The organism is Pseudarthrobacter polychromogenes (assembly GCF_014644495.1).
GTDB lineage: Bacteria > Actinomycetota > Actinomycetes > Actinomycetales > Micrococcaceae > Arthrobacter > Arthrobacter polychromogenes.
The window spans coordinates 177,594-193,372 of sequence record NZ_BMKU01000004.1 but is presented as its reverse complement, the minus strand read 5'-3'; the positions used below and the strand labels follow the sequence as shown (position 1 = coordinate 193,372).

General features: G+C 66.0%; 15 protein-coding genes. 3 read left to right on the top strand and 12 right to left on the bottom strand.

The window, feature by feature from the left end:
• Positions 1-134 precede the first annotated feature (134 nt).
• Positions 135-2,444, top strand: a complete 2,310-nt coding sequence (gene treS, locus IEX43_RS08465; protein ID WP_188810101.1) for a maltose alpha-D-glucosyltransferase — start codon at positions 135-137, stop codon at positions 2,442-2,444.
• A 97-nt stretch (positions 2,445-2,541) separates the two neighbouring features.
• Positions 2,542-2,994, top strand: a complete 453-nt coding sequence (locus tag IEX43_RS08460; RefSeq protein ID WP_188810099.1) for a DapH/DapD/GlmU-related protein — start codon at positions 2,542-2,544, stop codon at positions 2,992-2,994.
• A 42-nt stretch (positions 2,995-3,036) separates the two neighbouring features.
• On the opposite strand, the gene IEX43_RS08455 is transcribed toward IEX43_RS08460, so the two are convergent.
• The 11 genes from IEX43_RS08455 to arfA all read right to left on the bottom strand — a co-directional run bounded on the left by IEX43_RS08455 (position 3,037) and on the right by arfA (position 12,903).
• The gene (locus IEX43_RS08455; protein WP_188810097.1) at positions 3,037-4,092 is read right to left on the bottom strand and encodes a HoxN/HupN/NixA family nickel/cobalt transporter; all 1,056 of its coding nucleotides are present in this window, start codon (positions 4,090-4,092) and stop codon (positions 3,037-3,039) included.
• A complete protein-coding gene (locus tag IEX43_RS08450; RefSeq protein WP_377102533.1) occupies positions 4,092-4,973 on the bottom strand; it encodes an urease accessory protein UreD in 882 nt (293 codons plus the stop codon). The genes IEX43_RS08455 and IEX43_RS08450 overlap by 1 nt, the downstream gene beginning before the upstream one ends.
• A gap of 82 nt (positions 4,974-5,055) precedes the next feature.
• Complete coding sequence (ureG, locus tag IEX43_RS08445) at positions 5,056-5,673, bottom strand: urease accessory protein UreG (protein ID WP_188810093.1); 618 nt, start codon at positions 5,671-5,673, stop codon at positions 5,056-5,058.
• 40 nt (positions 5,674-5,713) lie between these two features.
• Positions 5,714-6,394: an urease accessory protein UreF gene (locus IEX43_RS08440; protein WP_188810091.1), complete on the bottom strand. Its 681-nt coding sequence runs from the start codon at positions 6,392-6,394 to the stop codon at positions 5,714-5,716.
• Positions 6,375-6,854 carry an urease accessory protein UreE gene (gene ureE / locus IEX43_RS08435; protein ID WP_188728985.1) on the bottom strand — a complete coding sequence of 160 codons (480 nt, stop codon included), beginning with the start codon at positions 6,852-6,854 and terminating at the stop codon, positions 6,375-6,377. The genes IEX43_RS08440 and ureE overlap by 20 nt, the downstream gene beginning before the upstream one ends.
• Before the next feature lie 26 nt (positions 6,855-6,880).
• Complete coding sequence (gene ureC, locus IEX43_RS08430; protein WP_188810089.1) at positions 6,881-8,629, bottom strand: urease subunit alpha; 1,749 nt, start codon at positions 8,627-8,629, stop codon at positions 6,881-6,883.
• Positions 8,626-8,964, bottom strand: coding sequence for an urease subunit beta (locus IEX43_RS08425; protein ID WP_188810086.1), 339 nt, complete (start codon positions 8,962-8,964; stop codon positions 8,626-8,628). The genes ureC and IEX43_RS08425 overlap by 4 nt, the downstream gene beginning before the upstream one ends.
• 11 nt (positions 8,965-8,975) lie before the next feature.
• Positions 8,976-9,278 (bottom strand): urease subunit gamma, encoded by a 303-nt coding sequence (locus IEX43_RS08420; protein ID WP_188810078.1) that lies wholly within the window; start codon positions 9,276-9,278, stop codon positions 8,976-8,978.
• A gap of 251 nt (positions 9,279-9,529) precedes the next feature.
• A complete protein-coding gene (locus tag IEX43_RS08415; RefSeq protein ID WP_188810076.1) occupies positions 9,530-10,534 on the bottom strand; it encodes a LacI family DNA-binding transcriptional regulator in 1,005 nt (334 codons plus the stop codon).
• A gap of 117 nt (positions 10,535-10,651) precedes the next feature.
• Positions 10,652-11,236 (bottom strand): HhH-GPD-type base excision DNA repair protein, encoded by a 585-nt coding sequence (locus IEX43_RS08410; RefSeq protein ID WP_188810075.1) that lies wholly within the window; start codon positions 11,234-11,236, stop codon positions 10,652-10,654.
• 119 nt (positions 11,237-11,355) lie between these two features.
• Positions 11,356-12,903 carry an arabinosylfuranosidase ArfA gene (gene arfA / locus IEX43_RS08405; RefSeq protein ID WP_188810073.1) on the bottom strand — a complete coding sequence of 516 codons (1,548 nt, stop codon included), beginning with the start codon at positions 12,901-12,903 and terminating at the stop codon, positions 11,356-11,358.
• A 287-nt stretch (positions 12,904-13,190) separates the two neighbouring features.
• On the opposite strand from arfA, the gene IEX43_RS08400 reads away from it, so the two are divergent.
• A complete protein-coding gene (locus tag IEX43_RS08400; protein WP_188810071.1) occupies positions 13,191-14,144 on the top strand; it encodes an ANTAR domain-containing protein in 954 nt (317 codons plus the stop codon).
• Positions 14,145-14,246: 102 nt separating this feature from the next.
• Here IEX43_RS08400 and araA read toward each other — a convergent pair whose 3' ends face one another.
• On the bottom strand, positions 14,247-15,767 hold the full coding sequence (gene araA / locus IEX43_RS08395) for an L-arabinose isomerase (protein ID WP_188810069.1): 1,521 nt from the start codon (positions 15,765-15,767) through the stop codon (positions 14,247-14,249).
• Positions 15,768-15,779: the final 12 nt, after the last annotated feature.

The window sequence follows — 15,779 nt, the reverse complement described above, 5'->3', positions numbered from 1 at the left end:
GTGGCCCAGCCGTTTCTTGGTAGTTTCGTAGTTCGCCCCGAATAGTCTTGGCCCCTCCGGGTACAGGGATTATGGACAGGGCGGCCAGGCAGCACGCCTTGGGACCGCGGAAACAACTTGTAGAAAGAGGACTCATGCGGGAACCTATGGCCAGCGACGGTGTCTTTGAACCGGAGACCGTTGCAGGTGATGAGCAGGAAGCAGGTTCGGCAGCAGCTGAGCCCTTGGTGGAACCGGACGTCAATTTCGACGAACATCTCTATCCTGCCCGGCCCAAGGCGCTGAGGCCGACAGCGCGCCGCCGCCAGTACTACGCCACCAGGCCGTCCTTCGAATTCGATGGGCGGAACGCGGCCTACGTCGAATGGCTTCGGAACCAGGCGATGCTGGGAGATGCGAACGCACTGGCCCGGCAGCTGTCCGGGCAGGCCAGCATGTGGCAGAACTCCTACGCGCACCCCAACCCCCGGGCCGCCGTCGAGCGCGCACCGGTGTGGTTCACCGCATACCCCCTGTCCTTCATCACCAGGTCCAGCCAGTCCTTCCTCTCCGCCCTGGGTGATCCGGCCATGTGGGAAGCCTTCAGCGAAATCGGGATCCGGGCCATCCACACGGGCCCGGTCAAGCTCGCGGGCGGCATCAGCGGCTGGTCCCAGACGCCCAGCGTTGACGGGCACTTCGACCGGATCAGCATGGCCATCGATCCGGTGTTTGGCACGGAGGACGAGTTCCGTTCCATGTGCCAGGTGGCCGCGGACCACGGCGGAACGATTATCGATGACATTGTTCCCGGGCACACCGGCAAGGGTGCCGATTTCCGCCTCGCCGAAATGAACTTCCGGGACTACCCCGGGATCTACCACATGATTGATATCCCTGAGGAGGACTGGCACCTGCTGCCGGACGTGCCGGAAGGGCAGGACTCGGTGAACCTGAGTCCCGACTCCGAACAGGCCCTGCAGAAGGCCGGCTACATCATCGGCCGGCTGCAGCGGGTCATCTTCTACGAGCCCGGCGTCAAGGAAACGAACTGGAGCGCCACCCGGGCGATCGTTGACACCACAGGGAAAACCCGCCGCTGGGTCTACCTCCACTACTTCAAGGCCGGCCAGCCTTCCATCAACTGGCTGGATCCAACCTTCGCCGGAATGCGTCTGGTGGTCGGCGACGCGCTGCATTCCCTGGTTGACCTTGGCACCGGGGCGCTCAGGCTCGATGCGAACGGCTTCCTGGGCGTGGAGAAAAGCGCCGAAGAGCAGCCGGGCTGGTCAGAGGGGCACCCGCTGTCCGAGGCAGCCAACCAGCTCATCGGGTCCATGATCCGCAAGGTGGGCGGGTTCTCCTTCCAGGAGCTGAACCTGACCATCGACGACATCAAAGCCACCTCGGAAGCAGGCCCGGACCTTTCCTACGACTTCATCACGCGGCCGGCGTACCACTACGCGCTGGTCACCGCCGATACCGAGCTGCTGCGCCTGGCGCTCCGCCTGTCCATGGAGATCGGCGTCGACCAGGCGTCACTGGTCCATGCGCTGCAAAACCATGACGAACTGACCTATGAGCTGATGCACTTCGCTGCCGGACACCGGGACGAGATGTTCGAGCTCGCCGGCCAGGAGCTCACGGGGGCTCAGCTCGCGGAGCAGGTCCAGCAGACCATGCGGGAGCGCCTGACCGGGGAGAACGCCCCCTACAACGCGGTGTTCACCACCAACGGGATCGCCTGCACAACGGTCAGCTTCATCATGGCCGCCCTGGGGGTCCAGGACCCTGACGCGATCACTCCGGAGCAGGAGGCGCAGATCCTGGATGTGCACATCCTCCTCTCCATGTACAACGCCCTGCAGCCGGGCGTCTTTGCCCTGTCCGGCTGGGACCTTGCCGGCATCACAGCGCTGGACCGCAAGAGCGTCGAGGAACTCACGGCCCAGGGTGACACCCGCTGGATCAACCGCGGGGCGCACGACATCATGGGCACCAGCCCGGATGCAAAATACTCCTCCTCCGGCATGCCGCGGGCCCGCAGCCTCTACGGCCCGCTCCCCGACCAGCTGCAGGACCCCGGCTCCTACGCCAGGCGGCTCCAGCAGATCCTGGCTGTCCGGGAGGAACACGGCATCGCCACAGGGTCGCTGCTGGATGTGCCGGGCGTTTCGCACCGCGGCCTGCTGGTGATGGTCATCCAGCTGGGCAGCGGAGCGCTGGAGGTGACCGTGCTGAATTTCTCCGACCAGGATATTGCCGGCAGCATCCAGTCCAGCCACCTGGTCCCCGGGTCCGCCGTGCACGACCTGTTCAGCGGCGCATCGGTTGGCCAGGTTGACGACCTGCACAGCTTCTTCCTCGAACTGCCTGCCTTCCAGGGGACGGCACTGCTGCTGACAGAGGAGGACGCCGCCCCCGGCGAGGAGGAAGGCGTGGAGCACGGGGAGGTCTCACCGTAGCGGACGAGGGTCCCCGGCGCCGTTCGGGAATCCCTTTGAGTTGTGAACCGTTAACTGAATGTGCGGCTGACGTGCCGCGCCGTTAACGAGGGATTGAATGAACGCGAAGTTTGTTTCAGTGGAAGACGACGCCGGGAAGGTCACCCGGTACGTCCGGCATGCCAACGGCGGCGGGCTTGTTGCCCCCGGAGCCTCGGTCCCCGAGAATACCCGCATCGGCCCCATGACGTATGTGGAGCAGGGTGCCAAGGTGGGTTCCGGTTGCCGGATCGGCCACGGCAGCTGGATTGACCGCGACGCCACAATCGGCGAGCGTGCCATTATTGGCGACGGCGTACGCATCGGCCGGGGAACGGTGATCGGAAACCGGGTGAACATCGGCAGCCATTCGCGGATCGGCTCCGGGGTCCTGATCGAACACGGAGTCCAGGTCCACGCGGACTCCGCCGTTCCGGACGGCGGGCAGGTCCTCGCGGGCTCGCGCGCGCCGCGCCGGGCCCAGGGGAAGGGCAGGCAGCACCGGCCAAGCAGGGGCCGCGTGGCCGCCTGAGCCGAGACGGCCTGTTGCGCCCAGTGCCCGCGCAATGCCCGCTCAGTGCCTGGGGCTGCCCGCCAGGCGTCCCTTCAGTCCCGCCGCTCCCCACACGGCCAGCAGCAGCGCCACCAGCAGCAAGCCGGCGTCGCCCAGGTCGATGGATCCCAGCCACACCGTCAGGGGATCCTCCAGCTCGAAGGCGGCGTTGGCGAACCCGCCCAGCGTGATCACCGCGATAAACAGGGCGGACACCGCTGAGATGCCGGTGACCACGGCGTTGAAGCCCAGCCGCCGCTGCGGGTTGTCCAGGGCAGAACGGTACATGCGCATCATGGCCACGCCGTTCAGCGAATCGCAAAGGGTCATCGCGGCCGTGAACGCCAGCGGCAGCGCGAGGAGCGCGAACGGCGGCACCCCCGCCAGCGAGGCCGCCGTCGTCATCATCAGCAGCCCGATGGTGGTGGCAGTATCGAACCCCAGCCCGAACAGGAACCCAATCACGTAGATGTTCCTCGGCCGCCGCACCCTGGACAGCGGCCGCGCCAGCAGCCGGGCCACCAGTCCCCGGGGCTCAAGGTCGCCGGGGTCCACCGCCGCCCCGGCACGGGCCCGGTGGTATGCCCGCGCCGAACGCGCGAAGGCCGAACCGTTGAACAGGCCCATGGCCAGCAGGAACAGCCCGGAGACGCCGCTGCCGATCAGCCCGAGCACCAGGTTGCCCGTGGTTCCGTCCTGCATGAATTGGCCCGCCATGCCGGCGCCGGCAATCACCAGGATCCCCGCCAGCGTCACCACCGAACTGTGCCCGAGGCTGAAGGCGAAGCCCACGCTCACCGGGTCCTGGCGCTGTGCCACGAACTTGCGTGTGGAGTTGTCGATCGCGGCGAGGTGGTCCCAGTCGTAGCTGTGCTTGACGCCTGCCAGGTAGGCCGTAAGCACGAGCCCCCACATGAGCGGCTCCGCACCGGATCCGGCGGCGTTGCCGGCCACCAGGAGCACGACGGCGGCCGCGTGCAGTGCGGCCACGGCACCGAAGGTGAACAGCAGGCGGGTCCGCAGCGGCAGTGATTCCCGCCGGCGGTACAGCGTGGTGATGTTCGTGATGGCTGTCATCAGTGCTTCCTCAGGTTCAGCGGTTCCTGCCCGTGCCACCGTTTCCGGAGGAGGGAGGTGCAGGCAGCAAGCAGGTGGTTCAGTTCCCCCGTGCTGTTGGACAGGGCGCGCAGCACCAGTCCGGTTGTCCCCAGGGCCGTGCGCGTCAGGGAGACGCCTGCGCGCGCATCGTGGTCCTGGGCCAGGACGTGCAGGTGGTCGGCGAGCGCCTGGTCCACCCGGGGGTCCACCACCAGCAGCGAGCCCACGTGGCTGAAGCCCTCCATGAACCCCATGCCCGTGACATCTCCGGCCGGCGGCCGGATCAGGAGGTTGTCCAGGGCCAGGAGCCGGCTTCCGTGCCGTCCCTCCACCCGGACGCTGGTGCGCAGCCGGACCTCCTCGTAACGGAAGGCTGCCCCGTCCGGCGACCATCCCGGAGTCACCACCTCAGCCATGACCAGGGACGACGACGGCCGCACAGTGATGTGCGTGTGCTGCCGGTAGCTGGCCTCCCGGTAGGCGATCAGCTGGTCCGGCATGAGCTCCAGCCGGGCCCCCTCCCCCAGCCGGACAGCCATCCGCTGCTCGGCAAAGGACCCGGGAGTCCGGTACACCTTCGTGGCCGACTGGGTGGTAAGAAGCAGGTCAGCCCCGTCCTGGACTTCGACATCGATCAGAAACAGATCAGCCCCCAGATATGCCCCGCCAGGATTCACGACCACATAACAAACCTGCCCGGAGTCATCAAGATAGTGAGGGCGAAGCACGCGAAGAGCACCCTCATGAAACTGGTTCCGGGCAATGGTCCTGCCGCCCCGCTCGCTGAGGACAAGCTCCAGCCGCCCTCTCACTGGGCGATGAGCGGTCGCGGATGAAGGGGGCCGCGGCGTGGCGGGCACCGCGGAGCGGGCACCGCGGAGCGGGCACGGCCCCCTTCATCCGCGGGCGCCGCCCACGGCGAGATGACGGAACTGCTCGGAGTCATGACGCGAGGTCGAGCATCAGGACGTCGCGCCGCACCCATTCGATGACAGCTTCCAGCCCTTCGTCTGTCTTGAGGTTGGTGAAGCAGAAGGGCTTCTCGCCCCTGAACTCGCGGGAGTCCCTTTCCATGACTGCGAGGTCGGCACCGACGTGGGGTGCGAGGTCGGTTTTGTTGATGATGAAAAGGTCGGACTTGATCATGCCCTGGCCGGCTTTGCGGGGGATCTTTTCGCCCTGGGCCACGTCGATGATGTAGATGGAGAAGTCCACGAGCTCGGGGCTGAAGGTGGCGGAGAGGTTGTCGCCGCCTGACTCCACGAAGATGACCTGCAGGTCGGGGTGGCGGGCTTTGAGTTCCTCGATGGCGGCGGTGTTCATGGAGGTGTCTTCGCGGATGGCGGTGTGCGGGCAGCCGCCGGTTTCGACGCCGATGATGCGGTCCACGGGGAGGATCCCGTTGGCGGCGAGGATCTTGGCGTCCTCGATGGTGTAAATGTCGTTGGTGATGGCGGCCATGGAGATCTCACCGCTCATGTGACGGGTGAGGCGCTCCACGAGCTGCGTCTTGCCCGCCCCGACGGGTCCGCCGATGCCGATTTTGATGGGTTCAGCCAAGGTTCCTCCTGAATTTATAGGCCGGTATTTACAAGCACAGTCAGCTCATGAACATCCGGGCACGTTGGCGTTCGTGCCGCATTTGTGAAATTTCCAGTCCGGGGGTGACGGCCCCGAAGTCGTCCGGCGTCAGGTGCGGTATCCGTTCGACGGCGGCAGCAACGCCATCGGCCGCCTGGCGAAGCAGCCGCTGCCCGGCGTTCTGGCCGAGCGGGATGGCGCGGACGGCATTCTGCGTCAAAGAGGTGACGGTGGCGAAAAGGTAGGCGGCGAGCGCTTCCGGCAGCGGCACCCCCAAAGAGCGGGCGACGACGGCGAAGGCCAGTGGCTGGTGCCCCGCGGCCAGGCCGGTGGTCACCAGGTCCCGGTACAGTTCCAGCCCCGGCGACGGGAAGACCTCCGCCCCGATCTCGAGCAGGCGCAGGCCCATCTTGACGCTGGCCTCCCGGACCTGCCGCGGCAGCAGCGAAGCGGACAGCAGCTCATCCAGTTCCCCAACGTCCCACCCCTCGTACAGGAACCGGATGCCCAGCCCGTCAGAGTTGGAAAGCGACTGGGAGATGAACGCGGACAACCACACTCCAAAAGAAGCCTCATCACGGACCACACCGGCGTCGACATAGGTCTCAAAACCAAGAGAGTGAGCAAAGGCCCCAGTAGGAAGCGCGGAGTCGACAAGCTGCTGCAGCGCCAGCTGGTAGTCAGTGACTGTGTTCAGCATGGCGGAAAGGCACAGGCATGACGCGTTCCTGGCGGGTGTAGGGCGCACCGACGCTTCGGAGGTAGTCCTCGACGGTGTGGTCGTAGGCGCACACCATGACCTCGGCCCCGTACTCCGAAGCACCGTCGAAGAACTGGGCCTGGAGGTGCCGGTTGCCGAGGGAGTGTGCCACGACGCCCATCTCGTGGATGGTCCGGGGTGCGATCACCAGGACGTCGGTGGGCAGCACGGACACCACGATCATGTTGGCGTCCTCGACGTGCAGGATGTCGCCGTCGCGCAGGTCGCCGGAGCCGGAAGGGAGCCGGATGCCGATTTCCTTGCCGTGGTCCGTGGTGGCGCGTTGGATCCGCTTGACCAGCTGGGCACTGGGAAGCACCACTTTCTCCTGGTGCAGGTTGGCATAGGTGTCCGGGTCGGGGAGTTCGTGCAGGTTGCCGAGGACTTTTTCGATGATCACGGGGTTCTCCGGGGGCTTGGAAGAATTCAGAAGAGGAAGTAGCGCTGGGCCATGGGCAGGACGTCGGACGGCTCGCAGGTGACGTCTTCGCCGTCGACCTTTACCTGGTACGTTTCCGGATCCACCTGGATGTCCGGCGTGGCGTCGTTGTATTTCAGGTCTGCCTTGGTGAGGGAGCGGATGCCGGAAACGGGCCGGATGACCTTTTCCAGCCCAAGCTCGGCGGGAACACCGGCGTCTATCGCCGCCTGGGACAGGAACGTGATGGATGACTGCTGCACGGCTTTCCCGAACGCGGCGAACATGGGCCGCATGGTGCGCGGCTGCGGGGTGGGGATGGAGGCGTTGGCATCCCCCATCAGCGCGTAGGCGATCTGCCCGCCTTTGAGCACCAGCTCCGGCTTCACGCCGAAGAAGGCAGGATCCCAGAGGACCAGGTCCGCGAACTTGCCCACCTCCACGGAGCCGACGAAGTCCGCGATGCCCTGCGCGATGGCCGGGTTAATGGTGTATTTGGCCACGTAGCGCTTGAGGCGGAAGTTGTCGCTGCCCGCACTGCCGTGGACACCGCCGTCGTCATCTGCCGTATCCGCGGGATCTGCCAGCACACCGCGCTGCTTCTTCATCTTGTCCGCCACCTGCCACGTGCGGGTGATCACCTCGCCCACCCGGCCCATCGCCTGGGAGTCCGAGGACGTGATGGAGAAGATCCCCAGGTCCTGCAGGACATCCTCCGCGGCAATGGTCTCGGCGCGGATGCGGGAATCGGCGAAGGCCACGTCCTCGGGGATGTCGGGGTTGAGGTGGTGGCACACCATGAGCATGTCCAGGTGCTCTTCAATGGTGTTGCGCGTGTAGGGAAGCGTGGGGTTGGTGGACGCCGGCAGGACGTTGGGCATCCCGGCGATCTTGATGATGTCCGGTGCGTGCCCGCCTCCGGCACCCTCGGTGTGGAAGGTGTGGATGACACGGCCGTTGATGGCGCGGATGGTGTCCTCCACGAAGCCGCACTCGTTGAGGGTGTCCGTGTGGATGGCCACCTGCACGTCGTACTCGTCGGCCACGGTGAGGGAGGTGTCGATGGAGGAGGTGGTGGAGCCCCAGTCCTCATGCACCTTCAGCCCGATGGCGCCGGCGCGGATCTGCTCAGCCAGGGGTTCGACGGCGGATGCATGGCCCTTGCCGAAGAGCCCGATGTTCATGGGGAAGCCTTCGGCGGCCTGCAGCATACGCTGGATGTGCCACTTCCCGGGTGTCACGGTGGTGGCTTTGGTGCCTTCTGCCGGGCCGGTGCCGCCACCGATCATGGTGGTGATGCCGCTGGTCAGCGCCGTGGGGATCTGGTCCGGGGAGATGAAGTGGATGTGGGTGTCCACTCCCCCGGCCGTGAGGATCTTGTGCTCGCCGGCAATGATCTCGGTGCTGGCGCCGATCACGATGTCCACGCCGTCGGTGATCTGCGGGTTGCCGGCCTTGCCGATCTTGAAGATGTGTCCGTCCCTGATGGCGACATCGGCCTTGTAGATGCCGGTGTAGTCCAGGATGACGGCATTCGTGATGACGGTGTCCGGGATGTCCTCATCCCGGGTGACCTGGCCGTTCTGGCCCATGCCTTCACGGATCACCTTGCCGCCGCCGAACACCACTTCCTCGCCGTGGACGGTGAGGTCCTTCTCGATCTCCAGGAACAGGTCGGTGTCCGCCAGGCGGATGGCGTCACCCGTCGTCGGGCCGTACAGGTCCGCGTACTGCCGGCGGGGAATCTCGAAACTCACTGGACGTCCCCTTCCGGGCGGGTCCCGCCGTCGAGCTTTCCGTTGACAGCGTTGCTGAGCCCGTACACCTCGCGGGTTCCGGCCAGTTCGATCAGCCGCACGGTCCGTGAATCCCCCGGTTCAAACCGTGCCGCGGTTCCTGCGGGAATATCCAGGCGCCGCCCGTACGCGGCGTCCCGGTCAAAGTCCAGCGCAGCGTTGGCCTCGGCAAAGTGGAAGTGCGAGCCCACCTGCACGGGCCGGTCGCCGGTGTTGGTGACCGCAACCTCGCTGGCCTCACGCCCCGCATTGGCCGTCACCGGCTCGGACCGGAGGACGTACTCTCCTGGAATCATGGCCTGCCCTCTCAGCGGATGGGATCGTGGACGGTGACGAGCTTGGTGCCGTCAGGGAAGGTTGCCTCGATCTGCACGTCGTGGATCATTTCGGGCACGCCTTCCATGACGTCCCCGCGCGTGAGCAGCGTGGTGCCGTAGCTCATGAGGTCGGCAACGGTGCGGCCGTCGCGGGCACCCTCGATCAGTTCGTAGCTGATGATGGCCACGGCCTCGGGGTAGTTGAGCTTGAGGCCGCGGGCCTGGCGGCGCCGCGCGAGGTCGGCGGCCACCACGATCAAGAGTTTTTCCTGCTCACGCGGCATCAGATGCATGTTGGGTCCCTTCAACTGGCCGCTTGCGGCGGCGTGGGACCCACAGTAGGTTGCGGACGTTTCCGCCACGTTTCAGGTTTGTTATGCCCGGCTCTCCACTCACCGGGCGCCGGTGCGGGCCGCTGAATTTCCCCAGGTTTATATCCCTGCCCCAGGAGGACGACGGCGCGTCGCCGGGACACGCCGTCGTCCGCACCAAAAGGTGGGGAGACTCAGCGGCGGGACCCTTCAAAGCCAGCGGCGGGCGAAACCTAGGGTGCGGACTCGCGGACCTTCAGCTGGAACCCGGCTTCGATGTGCGCTGCCTGGTCCCCCGCCTCGCGCCCCTCGATCCGGTCGATCAGCAGGCCGATGGAGCGTTCCGCGATCTCCTCCATGCCTGGGGAAACGGTGGTCAGCGAAGGCGATGCGAACCGGGCCTCGTCGATGTCGTCGAAACCCGCCACCGCCACATCCTGGGGCACCCGGAACCCGCGGATCAGCAGTTCGTGCATGGCACCCAGCGCCAGGACATCGTTCAGGCCGAACACGGCGTCGAACTCCACACCGCCGTCCAGCAACCCGGCCACGGCGGCGGCGCCGTTGTCACGGCGCCACTCGCAGGGGGCGATCAGTTCCGGGTTGAAAGTGACCCCGGCCTCATCAAGGGCCTTGCGGTAACCGTTAAGCCGCAGGCCTGCGCTGCCGGCGGACTCCTCCGGATGCGCACCGATAACGGCAATCCGGCGGCGGCCTCCCGCCAACAGGTGGGCGGTCAGGTCGGCAGCGGCCTCGCCGTTCTTCATGGTGACCAAGTCGAACCGGGGGTCCAGGATGTGTTCACCCAGCAGGACCAGGGGTTTCTTGCCCAGGCGGTCGGCGATGGCGTCCGCGTCGATGACCAGCGGGGTGAACAGCAGGCCGTCGGTGAGCTGCCGGAACGGGCCCTGCAGTGCGTTCAGTTCCACCTCACCCACCGCGTCCGACTGTTCCACCAGGACCCGGTAGCCACGACGGGAGGCGGCCTTCATCAGCCTGGAGGCAAGTTCGGCGTAGTACGGGGCTGAGAGGTCGGACAGTACCAGGCCCAGCATCCTGGTCTTCCCTGAGCGCAGGCTCCGGGCTGTCAGGTTCGCCTCGTAGCCCAGCTCTGCGATGGCGTCCTGGACCCGTTTCTTGGTGGCAGGGCGAATGAACTCGTAGTCATTGAGCACGTTGGAGACAGTCTTGAGCGACACCCCCGCCGCCCGCGCAACGTCATTCATGGTGACCGCCATCGTGGCTCCTTTAGGTGGTTCCGCCAGTTCCTGCCATACATCGTTGCAGACGTTGGCGGCCATGCCGCAAACCGCCGGTCACACACGCCCGCGGCGGAAAGACCTAAAAACTGCGGGTCAGCCCTTCGCCGCTTTCGCGGCTGCCTTGGCTGCCTGTTTGCTGGCCCGCACCTTGGCGAGGGATTCCGGGTCCACAATGTCGGCCACGGAGAGATACGACCCGTCCTCACCGTAGTGGCCGGCGGCTTCACGCCACCCCGGCGCCTGCAGTCCGCACTGCTTGCCGAGCAGGGCAAGGAAGATCCTGGCTTTCTGCTCGCCGAAGCCGGGCAGGGCTTTCAGCCGGCGCAGCACCTCGGCGCCGTCCGGGTTGCCCCTGGTCCAGATGGCGGTGGCGTCGCCGTCCCACTCGTTCTGCACGGTTTCGGCGAGCGCCTGCACGCGGGCAGCCATCGAGCCGGGGAAGCGGTGGACGGCCGGCCGTTCCTTGAACATCTCCACGAAAGCGTGTGGATCCTGGGACGCGATGGCCCCGGGCTCCACGGATCCGATCCTGGTCCTGATTTTCTCCGGACCGGCGAAGGCCGATTCCATGGTCACCTGCTGGTCCAGCAGCATGCCTGTCAGCAGCGCGAAGGCGTCCTCGCTCAACAACTTGTCCGCGGCGGGATCGCCCGTGATGTGCAGTTCCATGCCGCCCATCCTCCCAGAGGAGGACCGCCGTCGTCATACCCTCCCCTCCCCGGGGGAGTTTTTGTCCAGATATGCAGGGTTGTGGGCCGTTTATCTCGGCATATCTGGACAAAAACTCCGGGACGGGGCTACTGGTTGACTGCCAGCCGGATCATGGACCAGGACACGGCCGGCAGGTCCGCGGTGAGCCTGCCGCCGTCAGTTTTGACCGTGACGTTTTCCGTGGGCAGGACCGACGTCGAATCATCAGCGGTTGCCTGCCAGTACGGGTCCTTGTTGGCGTAGGTGACCGCTTCGAGTACCCGTACGCTGCCCAGGCCGGACACCACGGCGTCCAGGCCCAGCGCATCCGCGGCGGAGCGGTTGACGGCAAAAACCACGGCTTCACCCTTGCCGGCGTCGTACGTTGCGACGGCGGACACGGCGGCGAAGTCTGTGGTCTTGCCGCCGCTGGCCAGCGGGGATTCGACGGCGAGCTGAAGCACCGTCCCGGAGGCGTGGCGGGACGTGAGGGCGAACGGGTGGAAGGTGGTCTGCTTCCAGGCGCGGCCGCCGGGCTCGGTCATGATGGGCGCGATCACGTTCACGAGCTGGGCCAGGCTGGCTGAGTGGACGCGGTCCGTGTTCTTGAGCAGGGTGATCAGCAGGTCCCCGACGACGACGGCGTCCGCCACGGTGTAGGTGTCCTCGAGGAGGACCGGGGCTACCGGCCAGTCCTTCCCGGTGGGTGCGCGGGACTCGTCGCGGCTCATGTGCCACACGTTCCACTCGTCGAAGGAGATGTTGACCTGCCTGGTGGACTTCTTCACCGACTTCACGTGGTCGATGTGGCTGACGATGTCGTGGATGAAGGTTTCCATCCGGTGCCCGGCGGAGAGGTGTTCCTGCAGGTCGCCGAAGTCCTCGAAGTACTGGTGGGCGGAGATCAGGTCCACCAGCTCGTAGGTCTCGGAGAGGACAACACGCTCCCACTCACCGAAGGTGTCCATGGTGGGCCCCGAACTGCCGCACGCCACGAGTTCCAGGTCCGGTTCGATCATCCGCATGCCGCGGGCGGTGTCTGCCGCCAACCGCCCGTATTCAAGGGCGTTCTTGTGGCCGATCTGCCACGGGCCGTCCATTTCGTTGCCCAGGCACCACATCTTGATGCCGTAGCCCTCCTCGGCACCGTTGGACCGGCGCTGGTCCGAGAAAGCCGTGCCGCCGTCAATGTTGCAGTACTCGAGCAGATCAAGCGCTTCCTGCGTGCCCCGGGTGCCCAGGTTCACGGCCATCATGGGCTCGACACCGGCCTTGGCGGACCACTTGGCGAATTCGTCCACGCCCACAAGGTTGGGATCGGTAGAGTGCCAGGCGAGGTCCAGCCGTACCGGACGTTTGTCGGCGGGACCAACTCCGTCCTCCCAGCGGTAGCCGGAGACGAAGTTGCCGCCGGGATATCGGACTGTGGACACTCCGAGTTCACGGGTCAGTTCCAGCACGTCGCTCCGGAAGCCGTCCTCGTCGGCCGTCGGGTGCTCCGGCTCGAAGATTCCGGTGTACACACAACGGCCAAGGTGCTCCACGAAGGCACCGAAAGTGCGCCGCCGGACCGGCCCCACCGTAAAGGCGGGGTCCATGGTGATCCTGGCGGTGGCTGGTTCTGCAGCGGTCACGAAAACATCCTCGTTTCTCATTTTGTACAACGTTATAGAAAACATTCTTGGGGCTACCGCGGCAGGAGTCAAGGGTCCGGACGCAAACCGGAAGTGGACGCAGGCCCGGGAACTGCGCGGTTCTATTCGCAGCCCACCTGCGGCAACAGGAAAAAGGGGACGCCGGCCGGATTCCAAGTAGTACCTAATCTGAAAGTCGGGTACTCCTTACGCATTCTCCGGGGTGAATCGCCGAACTAAGTTCTTCTCAGAGACAAGATGTCGTCTGACTCGTAGTACTTGTCTCACGAGGGGGGTGTGAGACTGCAATGCACGCACAAAACATAAGTTCGGCTTTCCCGGCCCGCAGGGCACGGGTACTAAACGGGGCCGGCGACGAGGAGGCCTTTGAGACCAAGGCCTCTCCCCCAGCCGTCGCCGGCCCTCTACATGTGCGGAAGGGCGCGGGCCATCGTCCGGCCCAGCCCGGACCGTCAGCTCCCGCCACGGCAGACGAGGCCGGGCATGCGGACAGCGGCACCCAGGACGGACTCCTCCTCGATCTGGTGAGCGGGACGCACAGCCTGCGCGAGTCCCTGGATGTGCTTGCCGCCGCAGCCGTCCGGACCATTGTCAGGGCCACGGGCCTGCAGATTGAATGCGGCGTGGTGGTGCACCAGGCGAAGAGGAATTCGGCCGTCACAGGCACATCGAACGACGTTGTGGAGCTCCTGGAGTGGGAGCAGCACGCTGAGGAGGGCCCCCTGCACGAGGTGCTGGCCGGCCACCATCCGGTAGCCGTGCTCCAGCGCAATGGGGATTTCCGCTGGCCGCGGTATTCCACGCAGCTGCAGCTGGCAGGGTTCGGCAGCGCGATGGGGATCAGGCTTCGCGTTGCAACCGATGCCGACGGCGACGGAACCGGCGCGGCTGACACACCTGCCGCCCTGGCCTTTTTTGCCCAGGACGCCAAGGCTTTCCCGCTGCAGGTCATCGCGGAGGCCCGCGGCTTTGCCGGGCTGGCGGCAAAGAGCCTGGAAGTGGCCGTCAACCTGCATTCAGCCAGGTCCACGGCCACGGACCTGCGCTCAGCCCTGGACAGCCGGACCTCCATCAATGTCGCCTGCGGAGTGATCATGGCCCAGAACAGGTGCTCCTACCACGAGGCTTTTTCCATCCTGGCCAAGGCGTCAAGCCACCGCAACATCAAGGTGCGCAGGGTGGCCGAGGACATCCTGGACAAGCTGCCCGAAGGGCCGCCCCGCGCACACTTCGGGCACTGAACACGGACTTCGGCCAACACCCCACCCTGGAGTTTTTGTCCAGATGTGCAGGCTTGAGAGGCAATTAGGTCGGCATATCTGGACAAAAACTCCTAGGGTTGGCTAGATCCCGCCTGCCAGCTTGTAGTAGGCGGCGTTCCAGTTCAGGTCCTTCTTGAACTGCCGGATGGTGGTGCCCTCGTCGATGGTCAGCAGTTCGGTCTTGGCGATTTCCGCGAAATCATCGAACACGTCCATGCCCACCTGCGTGGACAGGACGGTATGGTGCGCGGCGCCCGCGGTAAGCCAGGCTGCGGCGGAGGTGGCGAAGTCAGGCTTGGGCTCCCAAAGCGCGCGGGCGACGGGAAGGTTGGGCAGCGGCTGGTCCAGGGGGACCACGTCGACGGCGTTGGCCACCAGGCGGAAGCGGTCCCGCATGTCCGAAAGGGCCACGACGACGCCCGGGGAGGCATCGGCGTCGAACACCAGGCGGACGGGGTCTTCCTTGCCGCCGATTCCCAGCGGGTGGATCTCCAGCCGGGGCTTCGTGGCCGTCAGCGAGGGGCAGACCTCCAGCATGTGCGCGCCCAGGATCTTCTCGGCGCCCGGCGCCAGGTGGTAAGTGTAGTCCTCCATCAGGGACGCGCCGCCGGGCAGCCCGGCACCCATCACCTTCGCGGCGCGGACCAGGATGGCGGTCTTCCAGTCGCCCTCCGCACCGAAGCCGTAACCGGCCGCCATCAGGCGCTGGACGGCCAGGCCGGGGAGCTGGCGGAGCGCACCCAAGTCCTCGAAGGAAGTGGTAAACGCGGCGGAGCCGTTGGCTTCCAGGAAGCTGCGCAGTCCCAGTTCGATCCGGGCGCCGTAGCGGAGGGAATCGTGCCTGGCGGCGCCTGCGCGGAGCTCCGGAACCACGTCGTAAAGGTCCTGGTACTCGGCAACAAGCGTGTCGACGTCGGACTCGGCAGCGCCGTGCACGGCGTCGGCGAGCTCGTTGACCGACCAGGTGTTAACCGCGACGCCGAAGCGCAGCTCCGCCTCGGTCTTGTCGCCTTCGGTGACGGCGACGTTGCGCATGTTGTCCCCGAAGCGGGTCAGCTTCAGGGTCCGGACGGCGGCCCAGCCCGCGGCGGCGCGCTGCCAGGAACCCACCTGGCGGGCCACCTCGGGGTTGGAGACGTGCCCCACCACGGTCTTCCGGGCAATGCCCAGGCGGGACTGGATGTAGCCGAACTCGCGGTCGCCGTGGGCGGCCTGGTTGAGGTTCATGAAGTCGAAGTCAATGTCCGCCCAGGGCAGCTCCACGTTTGCCTGCGTGTGCAGGTGCAGCAGCGGCTTGCGGAGCAGGTCCAGGCCGGAGATCCACATCTTGGCCGGAGAGAAGGTGTGCATCCAGGCGGTGACGCCGATGACGGAATCATCCGAGTTGGCCTCAAGCGCGGTGCGGCGGATGGCGTCGGAGTCCGTCAGCACCGGCTTCCAGACGATCCTGACGGGAACGGCGGAAGAAGCGTTGAGGTGGTTGGCGATCTCCTGGGACTGGGCGGCCACCTGCTTGAGGACATCCTCGCCGTAGAGGTGCTGGCTGCCGGTGAGGAACCAGACCTCGTAGCCGTCAAGGGAAGTGTTTGCTGCGGTGCTCATGGTTTTTCTCCT

What these genes read in the sequence shown, in the direction of transcription:
- IEX43_RS08460 (WP_188810099.1), top strand. Translation starts at nt 2,542, where the DNA reads ATGAACGCGAAGTTTGTTTCAGTGGAAGACGACGCCGGGAAGGTCACC.
- IEX43_RS08400 (WP_188810071.1), top strand. Translation starts at nt 13,191, where the DNA reads ATGCACGCACAAAACATAAGTTCGGCTTTCCCGGCCCGCAGGGCACGG.
- treS (WP_188810101.1), top strand. Translation starts at nt 135, where the DNA reads ATGCGGGAACCTATGGCCAGCGACGGTGTCTTTGAACCGGAGACCGTT.
- IEX43_RS08420 (WP_188810078.1), bottom strand. Translation starts at nt 9,278, where the DNA reads ATGCATCTGATGCCGCGTGAGCAGGAAAAACTCTTGATCGTGGTGGCC.
- IEX43_RS08425 (WP_188810086.1), bottom strand. Translation starts at nt 8,964, where the DNA reads ATGATTCCAGGAGAGTACGTCCTCCGGTCCGAGCCGGTGACGGCCAAT.
- arfA (WP_188810073.1), bottom strand. Translation starts at nt 12,903, where the DNA reads ATGAGAAACGAGGATGTTTTCGTGACCGCTGCAGAACCAGCCACCGCC.
- IEX43_RS08455 (WP_188810097.1), bottom strand. Translation starts at nt 4,092, where the DNA reads ATGACAGCCATCACGAACATCACCACGCTGTACCGCCGGCGGGAATCA.
- araA (WP_188810069.1), bottom strand. Translation starts at nt 15,767, where the DNA reads ATGAGCACCGCAGCAAACACTTCCCTTGACGGCTACGAGGTCTGGTTC.
- IEX43_RS08440 (WP_188810091.1), bottom strand. Translation starts at nt 6,394, where the DNA reads ATGCTGAACACAGTCACTGACTACCAGCTGGCGCTGCAGCAGCTTGTC.
- IEX43_RS08415 (WP_188810076.1), bottom strand. Translation starts at nt 10,534, where the DNA reads ATGGCGGTCACCATGAATGACGTTGCGCGGGCGGCGGGGGTGTCGCTC.
- IEX43_RS08410 (WP_188810075.1), bottom strand. Translation starts at nt 11,236, where the DNA reads ATGGGCGGCATGGAACTGCACATCACGGGCGATCCCGCCGCGGACAAG.